At 64.4% G+C, this 19,480-nt stretch carries 17 protein-coding genes; 15 read left to right on the top strand and 2 right to left on the bottom strand.

Going from position 1 to position 19,480, the window contains the following annotated elements:
• Positions 1-4: 4 nt before the first annotated feature.
• Positions 5-1,645 carry a TonB-dependent receptor gene (locus VBE63_RS15805; RefSeq protein ID WP_323683991.1) on the bottom strand — a complete coding sequence of 547 codons (1,641 nt, stop codon included), beginning with the start codon at positions 1,643-1,645 and terminating at the stop codon, positions 5-7.
• 89 nt (positions 1,646-1,734) lie between these two features.
• Here VBE63_RS15805 and VBE63_RS15800 point away from each other — a divergent pair, with 89 nt between their 5' ends.
• The 3 genes from VBE63_RS15800 (at position 1,735) to VBE63_RS15790 (ending at position 6,446) form a co-directional block, all read left to right on the top strand.
• The gene (locus tag VBE63_RS15800; RefSeq protein ID WP_323683990.1) at positions 1,735-4,575 is read left to right on the top strand and encodes a fused MFS/spermidine synthase; all 2,841 of its coding nucleotides are present in this window, start codon (positions 1,735-1,737) and stop codon (positions 4,573-4,575) included.
• Between the two features lie 238 nt (positions 4,576-4,813).
• Positions 4,814-5,893 carry an HD-GYP domain-containing protein gene (locus VBE63_RS15795; RefSeq protein WP_323683989.1) on the top strand — a complete coding sequence of 360 codons (1,080 nt, stop codon included), beginning with the start codon at positions 4,814-4,816 and terminating at the stop codon, positions 5,891-5,893.
• A gap of 40 nt (positions 5,894-5,933) precedes the next feature.
• On the top strand, positions 5,934-6,446 hold the full coding sequence (locus VBE63_RS15790; protein ID WP_323683988.1) for a GGDEF domain-containing protein: 513 nt from the start codon (positions 5,934-5,936) through the stop codon (positions 6,444-6,446).
• On the opposite strand, the gene VBE63_RS15785 is transcribed toward VBE63_RS15790, so the two are convergent.
• Positions 6,412-7,311, bottom strand: coding sequence for a LysR family transcriptional regulator (locus VBE63_RS15785; RefSeq protein WP_323683987.1), 900 nt, complete (start codon positions 7,309-7,311; stop codon positions 6,412-6,414). The genes VBE63_RS15790 and VBE63_RS15785 overlap by 35 nt on opposite strands.
• Before the next feature lie 202 nt (positions 7,312-7,513).
• On the opposite strand from VBE63_RS15785, the gene VBE63_RS15780 reads away from it, so the two are divergent.
• The 12 genes from VBE63_RS15780 (at position 7,514) to VBE63_RS15725 (ending at position 19,456) form a co-directional block, all read left to right on the top strand.
• Positions 7,514-9,412 carry a TonB-dependent receptor domain-containing protein gene (locus VBE63_RS15780; RefSeq protein ID WP_416274569.1) on the top strand — a complete coding sequence of 633 codons (1,899 nt, stop codon included), beginning with the start codon at positions 7,514-7,516 and terminating at the stop codon, positions 9,410-9,412.
• A gap of 68 nt (positions 9,413-9,480) precedes the next feature.
• Complete coding sequence (locus VBE63_RS15775; protein ID WP_323683985.1) at positions 9,481-10,341, top strand: SAM-dependent methyltransferase; 861 nt, start codon at positions 9,481-9,483, stop codon at positions 10,339-10,341.
• On the top strand, positions 10,338-11,744 hold the full coding sequence (locus VBE63_RS15770) for an APC family permease (RefSeq protein ID WP_323683984.1): 1,407 nt from the start codon (positions 10,338-10,340) through the stop codon (positions 11,742-11,744). The genes VBE63_RS15775 and VBE63_RS15770 overlap by 4 nt, the downstream gene beginning before the upstream one ends.
• A gap of 230 nt (positions 11,745-11,974) precedes the next feature.
• The gene (locus tag VBE63_RS15765; protein WP_323683983.1) at positions 11,975-12,292 is read left to right on the top strand and encodes an antibiotic biosynthesis monooxygenase; all 318 of its coding nucleotides are present in this window, start codon (positions 11,975-11,977) and stop codon (positions 12,290-12,292) included.
• On the top strand, positions 12,289-13,413 hold the full coding sequence (locus VBE63_RS15760; protein ID WP_323683982.1) for a hemin-degrading factor: 1,125 nt from the start codon (positions 12,289-12,291) through the stop codon (positions 13,411-13,413). Before VBE63_RS15765 ends, VBE63_RS15760 begins: the two co-directional genes overlap by 4 nt.
• Positions 13,413-14,348 (top strand): heme/hemin ABC transporter substrate-binding protein, encoded by a 936-nt coding sequence (locus VBE63_RS15755; RefSeq protein ID WP_323683981.1) that lies wholly within the window; start codon positions 13,413-13,415, stop codon positions 14,346-14,348. Before VBE63_RS15760 ends, VBE63_RS15755 begins: the two co-directional genes overlap by 1 nt.
• Before the next feature lie 14 nt (positions 14,349-14,362).
• Positions 14,363-15,463 carry a FecCD family ABC transporter permease gene (locus VBE63_RS15750; protein ID WP_323683980.1) on the top strand — a complete coding sequence of 367 codons (1,101 nt, stop codon included), beginning with the start codon at positions 14,363-14,365 and terminating at the stop codon, positions 15,461-15,463.
• A complete protein-coding gene (locus tag VBE63_RS15745; protein ID WP_323683979.1) occupies positions 15,460-16,461 on the top strand; it encodes a heme ABC transporter ATP-binding protein in 1,002 nt (333 codons plus the stop codon). The genes VBE63_RS15750 and VBE63_RS15745 overlap by 4 nt, the downstream gene beginning before the upstream one ends.
• Complete coding sequence (locus VBE63_RS15740) at positions 16,458-17,453, top strand: MotA/TolQ/ExbB proton channel family protein (protein WP_323683978.1); 996 nt, start codon at positions 16,458-16,460, stop codon at positions 17,451-17,453. Before VBE63_RS15745 ends, VBE63_RS15740 begins: the two co-directional genes overlap by 4 nt.
• Positions 17,443-17,832: a biopolymer transporter ExbD gene (locus VBE63_RS15735; protein WP_323683977.1), complete on the top strand. Its 390-nt coding sequence runs from the start codon at positions 17,443-17,445 to the stop codon at positions 17,830-17,832. Before VBE63_RS15740 ends, VBE63_RS15735 begins: the two co-directional genes overlap by 11 nt.
• A 10-nt stretch (positions 17,833-17,842) precedes the next feature.
• Positions 17,843-18,265, top strand: coding sequence for a biopolymer transporter ExbD (locus tag VBE63_RS15730; protein WP_323683976.1), 423 nt, complete (start codon positions 17,843-17,845; stop codon positions 18,263-18,265).
• Positions 18,266-18,289: 24 nt separating this feature from the next.
• Positions 18,290-19,456, top strand: a complete 1,167-nt coding sequence (locus tag VBE63_RS15725; RefSeq protein ID WP_323683975.1) for a TonB family protein — start codon at positions 18,290-18,292, stop codon at positions 19,454-19,456.
• The last annotated feature ends 24 nt before the right edge of the window (positions 19,457-19,480 follow it).

Below are 19,480 nucleotides of genomic sequence, written 5' to 3'. Positions count from 1 at the left end.
GGCATCAGAAAGAATGCGCGCCATGCGTGCCCATGCTGACCAAGAACTGCAGATAGAAGGCGTTGAAGCGCTCCCGCTCGTCGCGGTTGACCAGGATATCGTTATAGGCGTACTGCGCGCGTAAGCGCGAGAACTCGGTCAGATCCCAGGTCAGATCCAGGCTCCAGCGATCCGAGGAGCCGAACTCTCTGTGACTGCCGCCACTGACCTTGTTGGTCAGACCCAACACATCGTAGCGCAGCCCGGCCTTCCAGCGCGGCGCAAAGCCATAGGTCGCCTGCGCATAGAGGCCATCGGTGGTGAACTTGCGTTGGCTGCCGATCTGTTCTGGATGATCGCTGTAGCGCATCCGCAAATCCTTGATCGAACGCAGATATTCGGTCTGGAACTTGAAATCGCCTGCGCCATAGGGACGGCCACCGTCATACTTGTAGACGAGATCCAGCCCCCAGAGATCGGCATCCCCCGCGAGGCCGGCGCGGTGCAGCTCTTCTTGGTGGTGATCATGGCCGTTGTGGGCATGGCCGTGATCGTTATGATCGTGGCCGTGGTCGTTATGGGCATGACCGTTGTGGTCATGGCCGTGATCATGATGATCATGGCCATGATCATGCGCGTGGGTGTGGGTATGCACCTCTTGATGCTGGCGATTGTGCGCGTAGGAGAGTCCGAACTGTAGCGCCTGATTGCGGCCGATATCCGGGGCCACCTTGGCAAAAGCGGTCCACAGCCTCGGCCCACTCTTGGTGTCGCCGAGATTCAGCGCGGCTTGCTCATCTCCCCCGAGGGTGGCACCGAACATCTCCTGATTGCCTTGCGTGAGTTCGACGCCCAACAGCGTATAGACCGGCAGCTCCGGCAGCCAGGTCAGCTGCACGCCGGTGTCTTGCAGACCATGCGAGCCGAGCAGATTGAGATAGGGCAGATTTTGATCGACGAAGTCCCAGTCATGCGGATGCTGCTTGTTGACGTAGCCAAAATCACTGAGGAATTTACCCGCTTTCAGACGCAAGCCGGCGGGCAGCGCGCGCGTCTGCAGATAAGCCTCCTCAACGTCGATATTGCCGTCGCCATCGAGCCCGAGATAGAGGGCGGCATCGAAAAACGGATCTACGGTGGCGGTGAAGGCGAGTTCGGCCTCGCGGAAATTGAAGCCTTGCTCGGTCATGGCATGGGCATGTCCGCCACCATTATGACTATGTCCATGTCCACCAGGCTGCGAGGGTTGAAAGGCCGAGCCAACCCAATCGGCACCGGCGCCATCGGCATCATCCTGATAGTAGTTGCCATCTAGGATCACCGAGATTTGCGGATTGAAGGCCGTGCCCGTAGTGAGCGCCTCGAAGCTGCCAGCGTTCGGCGTGCCCGAACGCGTAACGTTCTCGGCACCACTCGCTGGCGGGGCGCTCATTGGCCGCGATGCGGCGCGCTGCTCGGCGGCGCGACGCGCCTCTTCGCGGGCTTGACGCTCGGCCGCGACAAGGCGGGTTTCGAGCTGCTCAATGCGTTGCTCATACTCGCCGCGCATGTCTTCGAGCATCGCACGTAGCTCGGCAACGTCGTTGTCGCTGGCCACGGCATTGGTGGCCAGCAATGCCGCAAGGAGAGCGGCGAACAAGAGGAAACTGAAGCGAGGGGCATTCATACGAGACTCCGGTGCAGCGGCTTGCCTGGGGATCAGGAGAAAAACATAATGTTATGTCGTAACTTTTATCTAAGCTACCCAGCAACCTGATGTCTGTCAAACAGAACCCCGATCTTCCCAGCACTGGTGTTCGCGAACCCGATCGATGCGGCCCCCATCTATACACGGCGGCCTCCCCGCTGACCGGGCTTGGCCGTCAGGCCGGCGTGCTGTTGTTGTTCTTTGTCTCAGGTGCCGTCGGTTTGCTGTTGCAAACGCTGTGGATGCGCGAGCTGGCGCTGTTGTTCGGCAGCACGGCCTGGGCCAGCGCAACCGCCCTCGCCGCCTTCTTCCTCGGGCTGGCTACCGGCAGCGCGGTCTTGGGACACGTCTGTCCGCGCCTGCGCCAGCCCTTGCGTGTCTATGGCCTGCTAGAGATTGCCGTTGGCGTCACTGCTTCCGGTTCTCTGTTGCTGCTGCCTACGTTTCACGCGCTGTATGGCTGGTTCTATGAGTCCTGGGCCCTGGCGAGCCCAGGCTGGCTGCGTCTGCTGAAGCTTGGGCTGGCGCTATTGCTGCTTTTCCCAACCGCGTTCTTCATGGGCGGCACCCTGCCGGTTCTGTCGCGATTCCTGGTGCAGCAACCCGCGCGCATGGGGCGTCAGGTGCCGCTGCTCTATGGCCTCAATACCCTCGGCGCCGCGCTCGGTGCCTATGCGGCGGCCTTCGTGTTGCCGCAATGGGTCGGCTGGCGCTGGACGCATGGCCTCGCGGTGCTGCTCGCGCTCGGAGTCGGCGCCCTGGCACTGGTCTTAGCGCGGCGCTGGGCACTCGAAGCGCCAGCGGCCGCGCGCACCGCTTCTCAGTCGGCAAGCGCCGAGGCACCCGCCACATCCGCACATGAGTCGCCCGAGCCGCAGTCCGGGTCTAAGCCGGAGCCGGGGCCAGGGCCAGCAACAGCGGCTGCGCCGGCAACATCGCCAACCGCGCTGCCGGCTTTCTGGATCGCCGCCCTCGCCCTGCTCTCCGGCTTCGTCACCTTGGCGTTGGAAGTGTTGTGGACGCGGATGTTCGCGCAGGTCTTGCACAATTCTGTCTACAGCTTTGCAATCGTCCTGATCCTATTCCTCATCGCCCTGGCGCTCGGTGCCCTGGGCGCCGCCGGGCTGGCGCGGCTGACGCGCGCACCGGAACGTCTCCTGCCTTGGCTGTTGACGGCGGGTGGCCTGCTGGTGGCGAGCACGCCGCTAACCTTCGCGCACCTAAGCGATGGTCTCGGTTACCTCGGCATTGGCACCGATTGGAGCGGCTATCTGACCACCGCCTTCGTCAGTGTCGGCGTTGTGTTACTGGTGCCAACGCTGGTGCTGGGCGTGCTCTTTCCGTACCTGATGCGGATCGTCGAGCAGCCGGGGATCGATGTCGGCGGCACCGTCGGGCGCCTGGTCGCCTTGAATACGCTCGGGGCCATCGCCGGTGCCCTGGGAGCCGGTTTCCTGCTACTGGACTGGCTTGGACTCTGGCGTTCGATTCAGTTACTCGGCGCGCTCTATCTTGCTGCGGCGCTGCTGCTGCCGCGCTCACCGCAATCGCCGCCGGTCCGCGTGGCGGATTCATCGCCATCGTCATTGCCACCGCGCGCGCGCCTGCAGCCGCGCGCTGCCATCCTGGCACCAGTGCTGGGTCTGGTGGCGCTGTTCTCGGTGCTGGATGCCTCGCGGCTGCCGGTGGTTCGGGTCGATCCGCTGGGTCGCAGCGAGAGCCTGTTGCAGTTTTGGGAGAGCGGCGCGGGCACCGTCGCTGTGATTCGCCGGGGCGCAGATCTGCGCCTGAAGGTCGATAATCACTACACCCTCGGCGGCAGCGGCGGGCGCGCGCACGAGGCCCGTCAGGGCCATATCCCGCTGTTGTTGCATCCACAGCCGCGCTCGGTGTTTTTTCTCGGACTCGGCACCGGCATCACCGCCGGTGCGGCGCTGCACCATGAGGTCGAACGGGTCGAGGCCGCCGAACTGTTACCGGAGGCGATCACCGCCGCGCGGCTGTACTTCGCGCCCTGGAACAACGGTTTGTTCGACGATGAGCGAGCCCAGATCCTGATCGAGGATGGCCGCCACCATCTCGCCGCCACCCGCGAACACTATGATGTGATCGTCGGCGATCTCTTCATCCCTTGGAAGGCCGGGGTCGGCGGACTCTACAGCCTGGAGCATTTCCGCGCGGTGCGCGCCCGCTTGGCCGCCGGCGGGCTGTTCGCCCAATGGATTCCGCTCTACCAGATCTCCGAGCCCCTGTTCGCGAGCATCGTGCGCACCTTCCTTGAGGTCTTTCCGCACGCCACTCTCTGGCGCGGCGACTTCCTGCCCAATGGCCCGATCGTCGCCCTCGTCGGCCACACCGAGCCGACAGCCATCGACCCAGCGCGGATCAGCGCGCGCATGGCGGCGCTGGAGGCCCAAGACGTTTCCGCCGCCGAGCGCGACTCCCCGAATCTAAACCTGCCGCCGCTCTTTCTCTACTACGGCGGTAACCTGGGCGCGGCCCGCGCGCTGTTCGCCGACGCGCCGCTGAATACCAACGCGCGGCCGATCGTCGAATTGCAGGCCCCGCGCATGCAGCGGGCGCAGGCCGCCGGCGAGCTGGATTGGCTGCGCGGCGAACCCTTGATCGCTCTGTTCGAGCGGCTGCAGATCGCCGTGCCACCCGAGGTTGATCCGATCCTCGCCAACCTCGAGCCCGAGGGACACGCCTTGGTGCGGCATGGCCTGGAGCTGTTCCGCGCCCAGCTCGACGACAACGGCAAGCGGCGCTCGGCAGCGACGGGTGCCGTGATGGCGCCGGCGGCCAATCTCGACGCCTTGCGTGCGCGCATACAAGCGTTGAAAGCAGGCAAGAGTGCCCTCGACGCGCAACTGCAGCGTCTCGACCTCGACGACGATCCGCCGAGGTGAACAACCGATTGGCCTGGCGCGGTTGCAGGTGTGGCCAATCGCCACGCTGTCGATCAAGGCCCAAAGAGAAACGCTTAAACAATAATGCGAACGATTTGCAATTGCTATGTATTCCTGTACACTCAACGACCGTTTCACAACCCCGTTGGCCTAAGCGAGATAGCGCGCCAGAACCCATAATCCTGTCTCGAGAAGACCGCTCAAGATGCGCTTGGAACGAGTCGACGAAAAGCCACGCATGTCAGATTCGATCGCACTCCAAGGACTCATCGATGTCCTGCTCGCCACGTTAGATGCCCGTGATCCTTATACCTACGAGCACTCGTTTCGGGTCGCGCTCTATGCAGAGATGCTGGCCCAGGAGCTTGCGCTGCCGTCTGCGATCTGCGAACGCATCCATGTCGCCGCACTCCTGCACGATATTGGCAAGATCGCGATCTGCGATCGTGTGCTCAACCGGGCCGGTCGGCTCAACCGCGAGGAGATGCTCGAGATCCAGCGCCACCCCCGTATCGGCTTTAACATTCTCGGCCGCCTGCCGAGCTTCCAGGGCATCGCCACCATCGTCCTGCACCACCATGAGCGCTTTGACGGCGATGGCTATCCAGAGCAGCTCGCCGGCGAGGCGATTCCGCTGGAATCCCGGATCATCGCTGTGGCCGACAGCTTCGACGCCATGACCTCCAATCGGCCCTATCGCAAGGCGATGCCTCTCACGGCAGCAATCGACGAGGTCTCCCGCCACGCGGGAGAGCAGTTCGATCCCGCCATTGCGGCAAGCCTGGCGCGACTTCGCAACGAGGTCGGTGAATACCTCCGTCGAAGTCAGGCGCCGATCAACGGCGGGCATCACGCCTATGTCGGTCACGAGGATCTGATGCACTCGCGCATCGTGCACAGCGCTGGCTTCTTTGTCGAAGACGAGCAGCCCTTGCGCCACCCGGTACCGAGCACACTATTTGGACGCGACTGGACCCGCAACCTCTACACTCGGTATCACGCCTTGCAGCACAAGGCGAATCGCAAGGGTATCCCCTTCCAATGGAACCGTTTCGCCGATTTTCTCACCGCGCTCGCGGTCGTCGCGCCCGACGATTATCACCCCAGCACACATCGCTTCAGCTTCGACCTGAAGCGCACCGATCCCCAGGGCCAGCGGCTGGGCTACTGCCAGGAGACCATGAGCCTCAAACCGATGCGTGACAAACAGCCGGGATCACAAAGCGCTACCAGGACCAAGCAGCAACCTAGGTGGGATCAAGTGCAGCAATTACGATCTGACACTACCAATCGGTCCGGAGCCAGCCGATCCGGGTGATGAATACGAGCTAAACAGGCTCAAACGCGATATCCACTGGATGCAGCGCGCGATCGCATTACGCGAAGAGAATGCCTGGCAACAATCCAGGCGCATCGCCGCACTCAACGAGGCTTTGCGCATGGAGGCCATCACCGACAAGCTGACCGGGCTCTACAATGCTCGCTATTTTTGGGACAGCATCGGCAACTGCTTCACCGAGCATTTACATAGCGGCGAGCCCTTTGCCTTCGTCATCCTCGATATCGATTTCTTCAAGCGCATCAACGACACCTATGGCCATCCAGGCGGCGACCAGGTGCTCGAGCAGTTCGCGAAGAAACTGCGCGGGAGCACGCGCGACCAGGACCTCGTCGCGCGGATTGGTGGCGAGGAGTTTGCGTTAATCCTACGCAATCTCTCGTTGCCAGAAATTCCGGCCTGTTTGATGCGCCATCATCACGAGCTACGCGAACATCAGATCCAGGGCGCAACAGCTCGACATCCGCTGAGCTGCCGAGGCGCTCAGGGCTCGATTGTCAAAGCGCCCAACGCCGTGGCAGCCGATCCTTGATGTGCTCGATCAATGCATGGACGCGGCACGGACGCGGTCCGCATGGCACATGCAAGAACACCACGGTCGCATCCCCTTCCCAATCGGCCAGTACGCGCTGAAACTGGCCGCGAAAACCGTGTCGCGGGCACTCCGCAACCCAGCCAGGCAGCATACCGATCCCATAACCACGGGCGATGGCATCGGCGAGCATCCACTGGGAGTCGACAGTCATGCGCGCACCCGGCTGGATGCGGTAAACGTCACCTCGTTTTGAGTGTCGTAGGCTGATCCGATCCGGCTCGCCAGCCATGGTGAGCCAAGGACAGTCTTCCAGAGCAGAGGGGTCATCAAGCAGACAGCACTGTCCCTGCTCTGCGGCCGCGGTATAGAGCCGGCGCTGCCAGCGTCCCAACGCGATCCGCTTCAGCTGCGGCAGCATGCGCTGATCGCAGGATAGCCAGAGATCGTTTGACTCTGCCTCAGGAAGCGCATCGGGTGAGACCACACGCGCACTGAGTGTGACCTCGGGATGGACAGCGAGGAAATCGTTCAAGACCCGCGTCGTCCATCCGCGCGCAAGCTGGTGATCCAGCCAGACGGTCAGTGCGCCACGCATGTCCGTTGAGAGCATCTCCAGCGATCGCCTGGCCTCGTCGGCCAGCTCGAGCATGCGCTCGGCATAGCTGGCATACACAACACCTGCATCGCTCAGCATGAGCCGACCGCTTGCCTGGCGGGTCAGGCGCTGGCCAAGTGCATCTTCCAAGGTGGCTAGTCGGCGGCTCAGCGTCGACTTAGGACACCCGAGCGCCTGTGCTGCTGCAGTGAGATTGCCTTGGGCACGGAGCGCGAGCAAGGCCCGCAATGTGTCGAAATCGGTCATGGCGTTCGCGAGCGTGGAACGCTCTGTTCCACGAATCTGTCTTCCTAAGCCGGCCTATCAGCCTTAATGTCTATACAAATGAGAATCAGTATACATAATCTTTGGTTTGATATTCATGAAAAGTCACTGCTGGCCCTCCAGGCTCCCCGCGCTTTCTCTTGCTCTGGTCGCCACCGGAACGCAGGCACAGCCCTCTAATCAGATGGGGGTGGAGGTGGAGTTACCGCGCATCGAGGTCGAAGCCGACGCTGGTGTCGATGGGCGGGCGATCCCAGTCGATCAGGTGCAGCGCAATGTCGCTACCGACATGGCCGATGTCTTCAGGGACGAGCCATCGGTCGTGATTGGCGGTGGAACCCGCAACGCCCAGCGCATCTACCTGCGTGGCATTGAGGGCAGCAACCTGAATATCAGCATTGACGGCGCGCGTCAGGGACGCAACCTACATCAGCACCGTGGTGGCATCGGCGGCCTCGACCCCGATTTGCTCAAGCGCGTGGAGGTGATCACAGGCCCCTCGGCCGACCTCGGGCCTGGCGCACTCGGGGGAGCGATTCGCTTCGAAACCGTCGATGCCCAAGACCTGCTTCAGCCTGGGCAACAAGCGGGCGCGATCCTCAAGGCCGGCTATGCGAGCGCCGATGAATCAGACATCGGCAGCGCCTCTGCGCTTGGACAGACGGGGCCGGTTGGGCTGCTTGCCCACATCTTCGGGGCCAACCGCGAGGACTATCGCATCGGCGGCGGTGGCGAGGTGCCGAACTCCGCCGGCCAAGACCGCACCTATTTCTTCAAGGCCAGCGTGCTCGACATCGACGGACATGACCTGCGTCTAAGCGCCGAGCGTCATACGAACTCCGGACTCTATCTGTACGGCCGCACCGGTAGCGATATGGGCTATCCACCGGAGGGTGCCGAGCCGGACTATCAGATCATCTCACGCGATACCTATACGCTCGACCACCGCTACCGCGGGACAAGCCCACTACTTGATTGGCGCGTCAATCTCTATGCCAACGAGGGCAGCTTAGAGAATCGTGATCGCAACAGCGAGGTCTCTAGCGAGGAGTGGGGCGGCAGCCTACGCAATACGGCCATTTTCCAGCTTGGGGCGACCGAGTCTGAGCTGACCTTGGGCGCTGACTACTACAGCGAGGACGGCATCAGTCGTTCTGGCGACGGCAGCCGGCGCAGCAATGCGTCCAGCAATCTTGGTCTGTTCGCGCAGGAACGACTGCGTATCAACCGGTTCTTGCTCTCCCTGGGTGCTCGCTACGACGATTTTTCTTCTGACTACGGGCCCACGACCTTCAGCGGTGATCGGGTCTCCCCAAACGTCGGCCTAGAGATCGAGCTGCCAGCCGGCTTCTCCACTTACGCCGCCTACGGCGAGGCCGTGCGCGGCAGCGGCATCATTCCTGTGGGCTGGATGGCGAATATCGACGCCAACACCAACATCAACGATGGCAAGCCACTGCAGCCCGAGCTGTCCTTCAAGCGTGAAGGCGGCCTGCGCTTCAGTACCAATGGACTGATCCGGCATGATGACCAGCTCAATGCCGAGCTTGCATTCTTCAATACCCGGCTCGAGAACGCGATCGTGCGCATCGGTGGCGGCCCTGGCCCGGTTCAGAAGATTGGCAACAGCGAGGACACCCTGCTCTCACGCGGCTATGAAGTGCGGGCAAATTGGAGCTGGAAAGCGCTCTGGACCTCTCTTGCCTTTGTCAGCGTCGATCTCACGGATGAAGACGGTGACCCCCTCGGCGTGGTGCGTCGCTTTGGCGCACCGGTTGGCGACCGGTTGGTCTGGGATACCAATTGGAGTCCGCGCGAGGATGTCACCCTGGGCTATACGTTGACGGCCGTCGATAGCGTGGATGACGTGCCCGAGGGTGAATCGGAACGACCGGGCTATACGCTGCACAACATCCGTGCGGAATGGCAGCCACGCATGGCCGAAGGCCTGACCCTTTCGCTCGCGGTTCACAACCTGTTCGATCGGCGCTATGCCGACCAGGCCTCCCTTGCCAGCTCCACCACCGGCGTCATCGATGAGCCCGGGCGCGATATCCGCCTCGCCCTGAGCTATCAATTCTGACTTCCTACCTCGCTTGCCTGATTCGCTTGCGGCCCATCACCTGATAGACCTGTAGAGATCTTCGAAGCATGACCTTAATCGCCCTCCGTCCAGCCATCTTGCTGCGCACCCTCGCGGCCCACTCAGTCATCCTGCTCTGGTGTGTCAGCCTCGCTACTGGCGCGAGTGAGACCACCGTCGAAGCGCCGTCGCCGTCGGCCCAGTACGGTCAGCTGTTCCTGGTGAGCACCGGTATCGGTGATCTCGACAACATGACCCTGCGTGCTCGCGACACCATCGCAGAGGCCGATATCGTCTTTGGCATGAAACGGCTGCGGGAACAACTCGCCGAACTGCTCCAAGGGAAGGACACCTATGAGGCGGGGCATGGGCTGTTCCGAACGCTCGGTCGCAATGACGAGGACCAACAAGAGTTGGAGGCGCAGGCGCGACAGGTCATTCGCGCGGCGGTTGCCGATGGCAAGTCGGTGGTGATCCTCGACTATGGTGACCCCATGATCTATGGCCCCCAAAGCGGCTATCTGCAGGAGTTCGCCGATCTCGACCCCGTGGTCGTTCCTGGCCTCTCCAGCTTCAATGCGGCCAACGCGGCCTTGGGGCGAGCAATCGTCGGTGGCGGCAAGAGCCAGGGAATCGTCCTCACCAGCGCGCCACGCGAAACGGATGAAGCCGCGCGCCAGGAGGCCTTTGCTCGTCTCGCCAAGGCCAAGCCGACGCTGGTGCTGTTCACGATGCGCTCGGACTTCGAGCACACCATCGCCGCGCTCGGTCGCTGGTATCCAGCGGATACCCCCATCGCCATCGTCACCCATGCAGGCGACCGTCAGCAGCAGGTGATCACAGCAACGCTCGCCACCATCGGCGAACAGATCAAGGGTCGGGAACTGCCGTTCGAGCATCTGATCTACGTCGGCGATTTTCTGCGATGAGTCCTGATTCCAAAGTCTCGGTCCAGCAAGATCAGCCACGTTACCTCGCGCGCCGCATCGGACTGACGTCGGCTACCATCTTGGTGGTCGCGAACATGGTCGGCACCGGCATCTTCACGACCTCGGGGCTGGTGCTCGCCGAGCTTGGCGGCCCTGCGGCCTTGCTCTTATGCTGGCTGCTCGGTGGCCTGTTCGCCCTCACCGGCGCACTTTGCTACGCCGAGCTCGGCGCCATGCTGCCGCGAGCCGGTGGCGAGTACGCCTACCTACGCGAATCCTTCGGCCCGCTGCCGGCATTCATCTCCGGCTGGATCTCGCTGATCGTTGGCTTCTCGGCACCGATCGCGGCGGCGGCGATCGCGTTCGCGACCTATCTGCTTGGCAGCGATCGCGCGAGCTGGACCATCCTCCAGGTCGGCGGCCAGAACCTGATCAGTCTCTCGCCAATCACGGCACTCGCCTGTACCTCGGTCGTCCTCCTCTCGCTCGCTCACTATCACAGCCTGCAGATGGGACAGGGGATGCAGAACCTGCTGACCAGCTTCAAGGTCGGCCTCATCCTGGCCTTTGTCATCGGCGGCTTCTGGCTCGGAGAGGGAAGCATCAGCCATGTCACCGCCGATGCAACGACAGGACTTGGTGGTGGCCAGCTTGCCGTGGCCCTGATCTTCATCTCCTTTGCCTACAGCGGTTGGAATGCGGCCGCTTACGTCGGTGGGGAGATCCGCCAGCCGGAGCGCAATCTGCCGCTTGCCCTGATCATCGGCACCCTGCTGGTGATTCTGCTGTATCTGTTGCTGAACCTGGTCTATCTCTATGCCCTGCCCGCAGCGGCGATGGCCGGAATATTAGATGTCGGCAGTGCGGCCGCAAGCGCCTTGTTTGGCGATAAGATCGGGCGCCTGTTCGGTATCGCGATCGCAGTCGGTCTCCTCTCGGTGATGAGCGCAATGATCATGGCCGGCCCGCGCGTCTACTATGCGATGGCCCGGGATGGCCTCTTCTTCCGTCGCTTCGGGCAGGTACACGCAGTGCACGCGACGCCAGCACAAGCCATCCTGTTCCAAGGCATGATCGCGATCGGCATGATCCTGATCGCCGCTTACGACGCCTTGTTGATCTATATCGGCTTCACCCTCTCCCTGACCTCAATCCTCACCGTGCTCGGCCTGATGTGGCTGCGTCGAAGTCGACCCAATCTGCCGCGGCCGTATCGCGTCCTGGGGTACCCCGTACCCCCTTTGCTCTTCATTGCCGGCAATCTCTGGATCACGGTCTATGCGGTCCTGAGCAGGCCGATCGCAGGAATGATCGGGGTAGCCACGATCGTGCTCGGAATGCTTCTGTACCGAGTCTTCAGCAACAGACCTGCTGAGGACCGAGCCGCCGCTACCTCAGACTGAGATCGAACAAACAGCGTCTGGTCAGAACCATAAAGTATAAAAAGAACGATTGTCATTTAGATTCGCTTTTGCTAATCTGCTCCTCGTGGACGGCCTTTGTGAGCGGCCTTGCATGATCCGCTGGCTCACAACACCCGTTCAGTGGCGACATCAGTGTTTGGACGACCATCCCCGCGGATGGTCGCTCCTTTTTCTGGACCAGACGTGAACACAGCAAGAGGCACGGCTTCATGTTCATCGCGATGAATCGGTTCCGCATCAACCAAGGCTTCGAGGAGGCCTTCGAGGCGATGTGGCGAGCGCGGGAATCACAACTCGACAGCATGCCCGGCTTCCGCGGCTTTCGCCTACTCAAGGGGCTGGATAACGGCGAGAGCCGGCTCTATGCCTCTTACACCCAGTGGGCCTCGCGTGCCGATTTCGATGCCTGGCGCGAGTCCGACGCCTTTCGCCAAGCCCATGCGCAGGCCAAGGCGCCGCATGGCACCTATGCCGGGCATCCGCTATTCGAGGGCTTCGATGTGGTGCTCGAGGAGGCCGTGCGATGAGCCTGGATGCGAGCAGCGCGCCCTCCCAAGCCTCGGCGTCTGCGCCGCAGGCGTGGGCCTCGGAGCAACAGCCGGCTCAACCCTCGGAGGCGCTCTGGCAACACTGGCAGAACCTGAAGCAAGCTCAGCCAGGGCTGCGTGCGCGCGATGCCGCCGAGCAGCTCGCGGTCAGCGAGGCCGAGCTATTGGCCTGCCATCCACAGAGCCTGCGCTTGGACGAGGACTGGGGCACGCTCATCACCGATCTGCGCGCGGTTGGACCGGTGATGGCGCTGACCCGCAACCATGCCGCTGTGATCGAGAAGACCGGTCCGTTCGAGGAGGTCTCGATCTATCCCGAGCACGGGATGGGCCAGGTCGTCGGCGAGGCGATCGATCTGCGCCTGTTCCTGCGTCATTGGAAGAGCGGATTCCTGCTGCGCGAGACAACGGATACAGGCGTGCGCGAGAGTCTGCAGTTCTTCGATGGCAACGGCACTGCGGTGCATAAGATCTATCGGGTCAAGGCAACCGACACGATGGCCTGGGAGGCGCTGATCGCGCGTCACCGCTGGCCACAGGCACCCGCATTGCAAGTGGCGTCGGCTCCGGCTGCGCCACCTGCGGTGGCCGACGCGGACATCGACGCCGACGGGCTGCGGATGGCTTGGGAGGCGATGCGCAACACGCATGATGTCTTCGGTCTGCTACGCCGATTCCAGGTCGAGCGTCGCCAGGCGTTGCGCCTAGTGGGGAGTGATCTCGCGCGCTGCCTTGCGCCGAACCGTTATCAGACCTTGCTCGAGCGCGTGCACGAGCAGGGCCTGCCGGTGATGCTCTTCGTTGGCAGCCCGGGCTGCATCCAGATCCACAGCGGCCTAATCCAGAAGCGGCTCGTCACCGTCGGTCCCTGGTACAACATCCTCGATCCGGATTTCAATCTGCATCTCCGCATGGAGGCGATCGCCGAGAGCTGGCTGGTGCGCAAACCCACCGATCAGGGTGTGGTGACCAGCCTCGAGTGCTATGACGCCGCCGGCGCGCTGCTGTTGCAGTGCTTCGGCCTGCGCAAGGGCGGCGAATCCGAGTCGCCGCAGTGGCGGGCCTTGCTCGATGAGATCGCCTATCCGGAGCAAGCCTGATGCAACCCCGCAAGCGGTTACTGACAACACTGTCGGGCGCGGCGATTGGCCTGCTCTGGTGCGCCTCTGCTCTTCTCGTCGAGGCATCCGAGACAGGCGAGACATCCGCACAGACCGCGCGGCTGATCTCGGTCGACGGCGCCATCACCGAAATCCTCTATGCGCTTGGTGGCGAGACGCAGCTGGTTGGCATCGACACCACCAGTCTCTATCCCGATGCCACCGAGGCGGTTGCGAAGGTTGGTTATAAGCGCGCCCTGTCCGCGGAAGGCATCCTGAGCCTCAGACCGGATCGGCTGCTCGTCACCGATGACGCCGGACCGCCTGAGGTCCTCGAGCAGATCGCGCGCGCCGGGGTCAGCACCCGCCGCATCCCTAATACGCCCAGCGTCGCCGGATTGCACGAGACAATCGCCGCAGTCGCCGAGGTACTCGACCGAGCCGAGGCCGGCGCCGCGCTCAGCGCGCAGCTCGACGACGAACTCGCCCAATTGGAGGCGGCCACCAAGCGCAGCAGCAAACGGCCGCGTGTGCTCTTCCTGCTGCACATCGGCTCCGGCAACGACATGGCCGCCGGCCGCGACACGGCGGCTGATACCGTCATCCGCCTTGCCGGTGGCGAGAACGTGCTGCATGACGCCTTCGCCGGCTACAAACCGCTCAGCGCCGAGGCGGCGCTCGCTGCAGCACCGGACGTGATCCTGGTGACGCAGCGCAATCTTGAGCAGCTCGGCGGTGTCGATGCCGTGCTTGAGCGTGGCGCGCTCCAGGCCACGCCCGCTGGCCAGGCCCAGCGCGTGCTGGCGATGGACGGTCCGCTCTTGCTCGCTTTCGGCCCGCGACTGGCGGTAGCCGCCGCGCAGCTCGCCTGTGAGCTCGGCATCATCGATCAAGAAACCTACGAGCGCTCCGGTCTCACCGCCGGACAGCCCTGAGCAACGGTGGCTCGATGAACACCCGCGTGCTCGACCTTCCCGCCAGACATCCTGCCAGCCATCCGGTGCTGCAGCGCCGCCAACTCGAGCGGCTGACTCTGGCGGCCCTGCTGGCCTTGCTGCTGGCGGTGGCCCTGCTCTCGATCGCGATCGGGCCGGTCGCGATCCCGATCGCTGATGTGCTGCGCACGCTCGGCACGCTGGCTGGTCTGCCGGTCGCCGAGGTCGCGCCTCAACACGAGGCGGTGATCCTCTCGATTCGGCTGCCGCGCACTCTGCTCGGCCTGCTCGTTGGTGCCGGCCTCGCGGTCGCCGGCACCGCCATGCAGGGGCTATTCCGCAACCCCTTGGCCGATCCGAGCCTCATCGGCGTCTCCGCCGGCGCGGCCCTGGCAGCGGTCTCGGTGATCGTGCTCGGCGGGCAGGGACTGGCCTTCCTGACGCAGGCGCTCGGCCCCTTCAGTTTGCCCATCGCCGCCTTCGCCGGTGGCCTGGTGACCACCTTGCTGGTCTATCGGTTGGCCAGTCGGGATGGCCGCACCTCGGTGACGACCCTGCTGCTCGCCGGCATCGCCATCAATGCCCTCGCCGGCGCTGGCACTGGCTTGTTGACCTATCTGGCCGATGACCAACAACTGCGTACCCTGACCTTCTGGAGCATGGGCAGCCTCGGCGGCGCGACCTGGCCAGCGGTCGGCAGCGCCGCACTGCTGATCGCGGTGCCGCTGTTGGCACTGCCGCTGCTGGCGCGCACGCTGAATGCGCTGCTCCTGGGTGAAGCCGAGGCCGGTCATCTGGGGATCGCGGTTCAGCGCATGCAACCGCTGATCGTGGCCTTGGCCGCGCTCGCGGTTGGCGCAGCGGTGGCGGTGAGCGGGATCATCGGCTTCGTCGGACTGGTGGTGCCCCATCTGCTGCGCCTGGCGCTGGGCCCTGATCATCGTCTGTTACTGCCCGGGGCCGCGCTGCTCGGCGGCAGCCTGTTGCTGCTCGCTGATCTCTTGGCGCGCACCCTGGTGACCCCGGCCGAGCTGCCGATCGGCATCCTCACCGCGTTGCTCGGTGGTCCCTTCTTTCTGGCCCTGCTGCTGCGCTGGCAGCGGAGAACGACATGAAGATGGATGTGCGACCGCCTGTTGATCCTGGCTCCCATCAAACCCTGGAGACCGCGGGGCTCTGCATCCGCCGCGATGGCCGTGCCCTGCTCGATGACCTGAGCCTGAGATTGGCCGCCGGTGAGGTACTCGCGGTGCTCGGTGCCAACGGCGCTGGCAAGTCGACCCTGCTGCGCACGCTGAGCGCGGAGCTGAGCCCGGAGCGCGGCCAGGTACGGCTCAACAACCGGCCCCTAAGCGCCTGGCCAGCGCGAGAGCTCGCCAAACGCCGCGCCGTGCTACCGCAGCACAGCCCGCTCGACTTCCCGTTTACCGCCTTGGAGGTGGTGCTGATGGGGCGGATTCCGTTCGGCGGCCCAAGCAGCGAGGATGTCCATCGCGCTGCACGCGCCCTTGGCGAGGTCGAGATCGCGCACCTGGCCGAGCGCCGCTACACCACGCTATCCGGCGGCGAGCGCCAGCGCGTCCACCTCGCGCGCGTCCTAGTGCAGATCTGGGACCCGCTTCCCGAGCGCGAGCCGCGTTTCCTGCTCCTGGACGAGCCGACCGCCAGCCTGGATATCGCCCATCAGCACGCAACCCTGGCGCTGGCGCGACGCTGGGCCCGGCATGACCTCGGCGTCCTGGTGGTTTTGCACGATCTGAACCTCGCCGCCCAGTACGCCGACCGTGTCGCCATCCTCAAGGCCGGCCGGCTGCTTGCGGTCGGCGCACCGGAAGACGCGCTCAAGCCGGGCCTGATCGCCGAGGCCTTCGGGCTGCCGGTGCAGATCCTGGCGCATCCAGAGCTCGGCTGCCCGCTGATCGTGCCGCTCGCCGATCGGTCATCGGCGCCGCGCCGCCCGGCCCAGCGGGTCCAGGCGAGATCCTGGCGCGCGCAGCCGCCGGGCACAGCCTCTACCAGGGGCACAGCCTCTGCCAGCATCCCAAGCGCGCGCTCCAGCCATCACAGCACAGCTTCTCAGACCACCCAAGCCCCCGATCATCTCGAGCTATGACCGACGCCCAAGCCGACCCCGTCACTGCTGACATTCCGCTGTCCGCTCAGCCAGCGGACGCGCCCGCGAGCGATCTCTCACAGGCGCCAACGGCACCCGCTCCCGAGCGCGCCGCCGCCGAGGCCGCCGACTCCATGCTGCCAGACGCCAGCGCTGTCGAGCCACAGTCCTGGCTGGAGAGCCTGGCCAACCTGAGCGAGCCGCTGCGCGAGACCGTCGGCAACGGCGGCCCCGTCTTGATGGTGCTGGCGGTGCTGTCGATCGTCGCGCTCACCATCGTGCTGGCCAAGCTCTGGCAGTTCGCGCGCCTGCGCCTCGATACCCCGCGCTCGGTCGAGGCGGCGCTGCAGAGCTGGTCTCGCGACCAGCCTGCCGCGGCCTTGGCGACCCTCGGCGATCGTCGGCAACCAACCGCGCGCTTGGTCGCGCAAGCGATCCGCGGGCTGCAGCAGGTCCGCAATCAGCCACCGGCAGCGCTCGAGCTGCTGCGCGAGGAGCTACGCCGCGCGGCCAACGCTCAATTGGAACAACTGCGCTCCTGGCTGCGGGCGCTGGAGGTGATCGCCTCGCTCAGCCCGCTGCTTGGGCTGCTCGGCACCGTGCTTGGCATGATCGAGGCCTTCCAGCAGCTCGCGGCTGCCGGCAGCCGTGTTGATCCCGCCGTGCTCTCGGGCGGCATCTGGCAGGCGCTATTGACCACCGCGGCCGGCCTTGGCGTGGCCATCCCGGTGGTGCTGCTGCACAGCTGGCTGGAGCGCCGGGTCGAGCGCTGCGCGCACCAGATGGAAGACGCCGTCACTCGGGTCTTCACCTGCTCGGCGATGCAGCCGGGTGCGCGTTCGGTCCTTTCAAGCGCGCATCCAGGCGCGCATAGCATTCCGTCGAACGCGTCTGAGGCGGCCGCCTCGATGGGGCCGCACCAGCACCACCCCTCGCTCAACGCAGACGCTAGCTCGCGTCCACGCCATCAGGGTCTCGGTGATGCAGCTTGAGCAACGTCCATCGGCACGCCGTCGCACGATTGGGCTCACGCCGCTGATCGACGTGGTGTTCATCCTGTTGCTGTTCTTCATGCTGGCCTCGTCCCTCACACGTCTGCATGCCGTGCCCTTGGAGGCACCATCGGTGAGCAGCGAGGGGACCGGCCAGCCGCAATCATTGCTGTTGCGCATCCAGGCCGACGGCAGCCTCGATCTCAATGGGGACAGGCTGCCACGCGCGGGCCTGGCCGCCGCACTGCGCGCGTGGCAAGCGCGCACGCCAACGCTTGGCGTGGTCGTGCAACCCGATGCTTCGGTCGATCTGCAGCAACTCCTGCAGGTCTTCGACGCCCTTGCCGCCGCTGGCGTGCCAGTGCTGCGGCTGTATTGAGGAGATCGCGATGCGTTTGACGCAACCGCCACCGCGTCGGGATCAGGAAATAGCCTTGATCCCGCTGATCAATGTCGTCTTCTTGCTACTGATCTTCTTCATGATCGTCGGCACCATCGCGCCGACGGATGCGCTGCCGATCGATCCCCCAGTCTCGCGACAGGGACAGGCGACCGAGCCCGATCCAGTGCAGCTGCTGATCGATGCCAATGGGCGCATCGCGCTCAACGGCGAGCTGATCCCGGCGGATCAGTTGAACACGGCGCTCGCCGAGTCGCTCAAATCCGCCGACATACCCGATACACCCGAGACACCATTGAACCTGACGCTCAAGGCCGACGGTGCCCTCGTCATGGCCGAGCTGCGGGCGCTGCTGACGCAGCTCCGTGCACTGGGTGTCGAGCGGGTGCGATTGCTGGCCCGCCAAGACTGAGTCAACCGTCCTGAGGCAACCATCATGGAGCTGACGCTGCGCCATTGGCTCATCGCCTTCCTCATCGCCGGGATGTTGCACGCGGTCTTGGCGTTGGCACTGGTGCCGACACCGGCCACGCCGATGCCCAAGCCGGTAACCGTCATTATTGGGCTCGGCGACGGCGGTGATGGCCGCGCCGAGGGTGGCGATGGGCGCGAAGCCGGGGCAGGTGCCGCCGCCGCGCTCTCGGCCATCGCGCCCGGAACAGCCTTGGCGAGCGCCCATGCCCAACCGCTTGATGTACAAGCAGCTGAAGCCGAGGCCGCGAATGCCGCCACCGAGGCGTCGGTAACGGATGCCGCGGGAACCGCTGCGCAGCCGGTTCCAGCCGCATCAGCGCCAATCACTGAGCCTGCACCGGCTGTCACGCGATCGCCTCAGCAAGAACTGCAAGAAGAGGTCCCATCTCCAACGACGCCAATCACCGCTCGCCCCGAGCCAACGCCGGAGCCGGCACCCAAGACCGTTCAGCAGAAGCAACGCAAGCCCTCGCCTGAGCCTGAGCCGAAATCGGCAACTCAGCCAACACCGAAGCCCAAGTCCAAGCCGATCGCGTCATCATCGGCGCCCAAGCCTAAGCCCGCTCCGGCGCCTGCCGCACAGCCAAAGCCACGACCAACGACGCCACCCCGCCCGGCAGCGACCTCCGCCGAGCGCTCGCCGACGACAGCTAGCCGCACCGGGTCGACTCACCGCTCAGCCGTCGGATCGGATTCCGGCGCGAGCGGGAGCGCAAGCATCTCATCCGCAACAGCAAGCGGCCGGGACGGACAGGCCAGCAGCGGCCGCGGTCGCGGTGCCGGACTCGGCAAGCAAGGCGCGGGCAGCGGCCGTGGCAAGGGCAGCGGACGCGGCTCGGGCGGTGCAAGCAACTACTACGGTCAGCTCGCCGCCTGGCTCAATAAGCACAAGCGCTATCCCTCCCGCGCTCGGCGCATGCGTCAGCAGGGCACGGTCAAGGTGCGCTTTACCATCGACCAGAACGGCCGTGTCGTCTCGCACCAGATCGTCATGACCTCCGGCCATCCACTGCTCGATCAGGAGGCGGCCGCGATGCTCAACCGCGCCTCACCGATGCCGAAGATCCCGCGGAGCCTCGGCCAGTCGCGCCTGACCATCACCTTGCCCATCGCCTTCAACCTGCGTTGAATCACCCATCTGAGGGCTCTTCAC

It is taken from the genome of Lamprobacter sp. (assembly GCF_034860625.1).
Taxonomy (GTDB): domain Bacteria; phylum Pseudomonadota; class Gammaproteobacteria; order Chromatiales; family Chromatiaceae; genus Lamprobacter.
The sequence above is the reverse complement of the archived record's forward strand: the minus strand, read 5'-3'. Positions and strand labels throughout refer to the sequence as shown.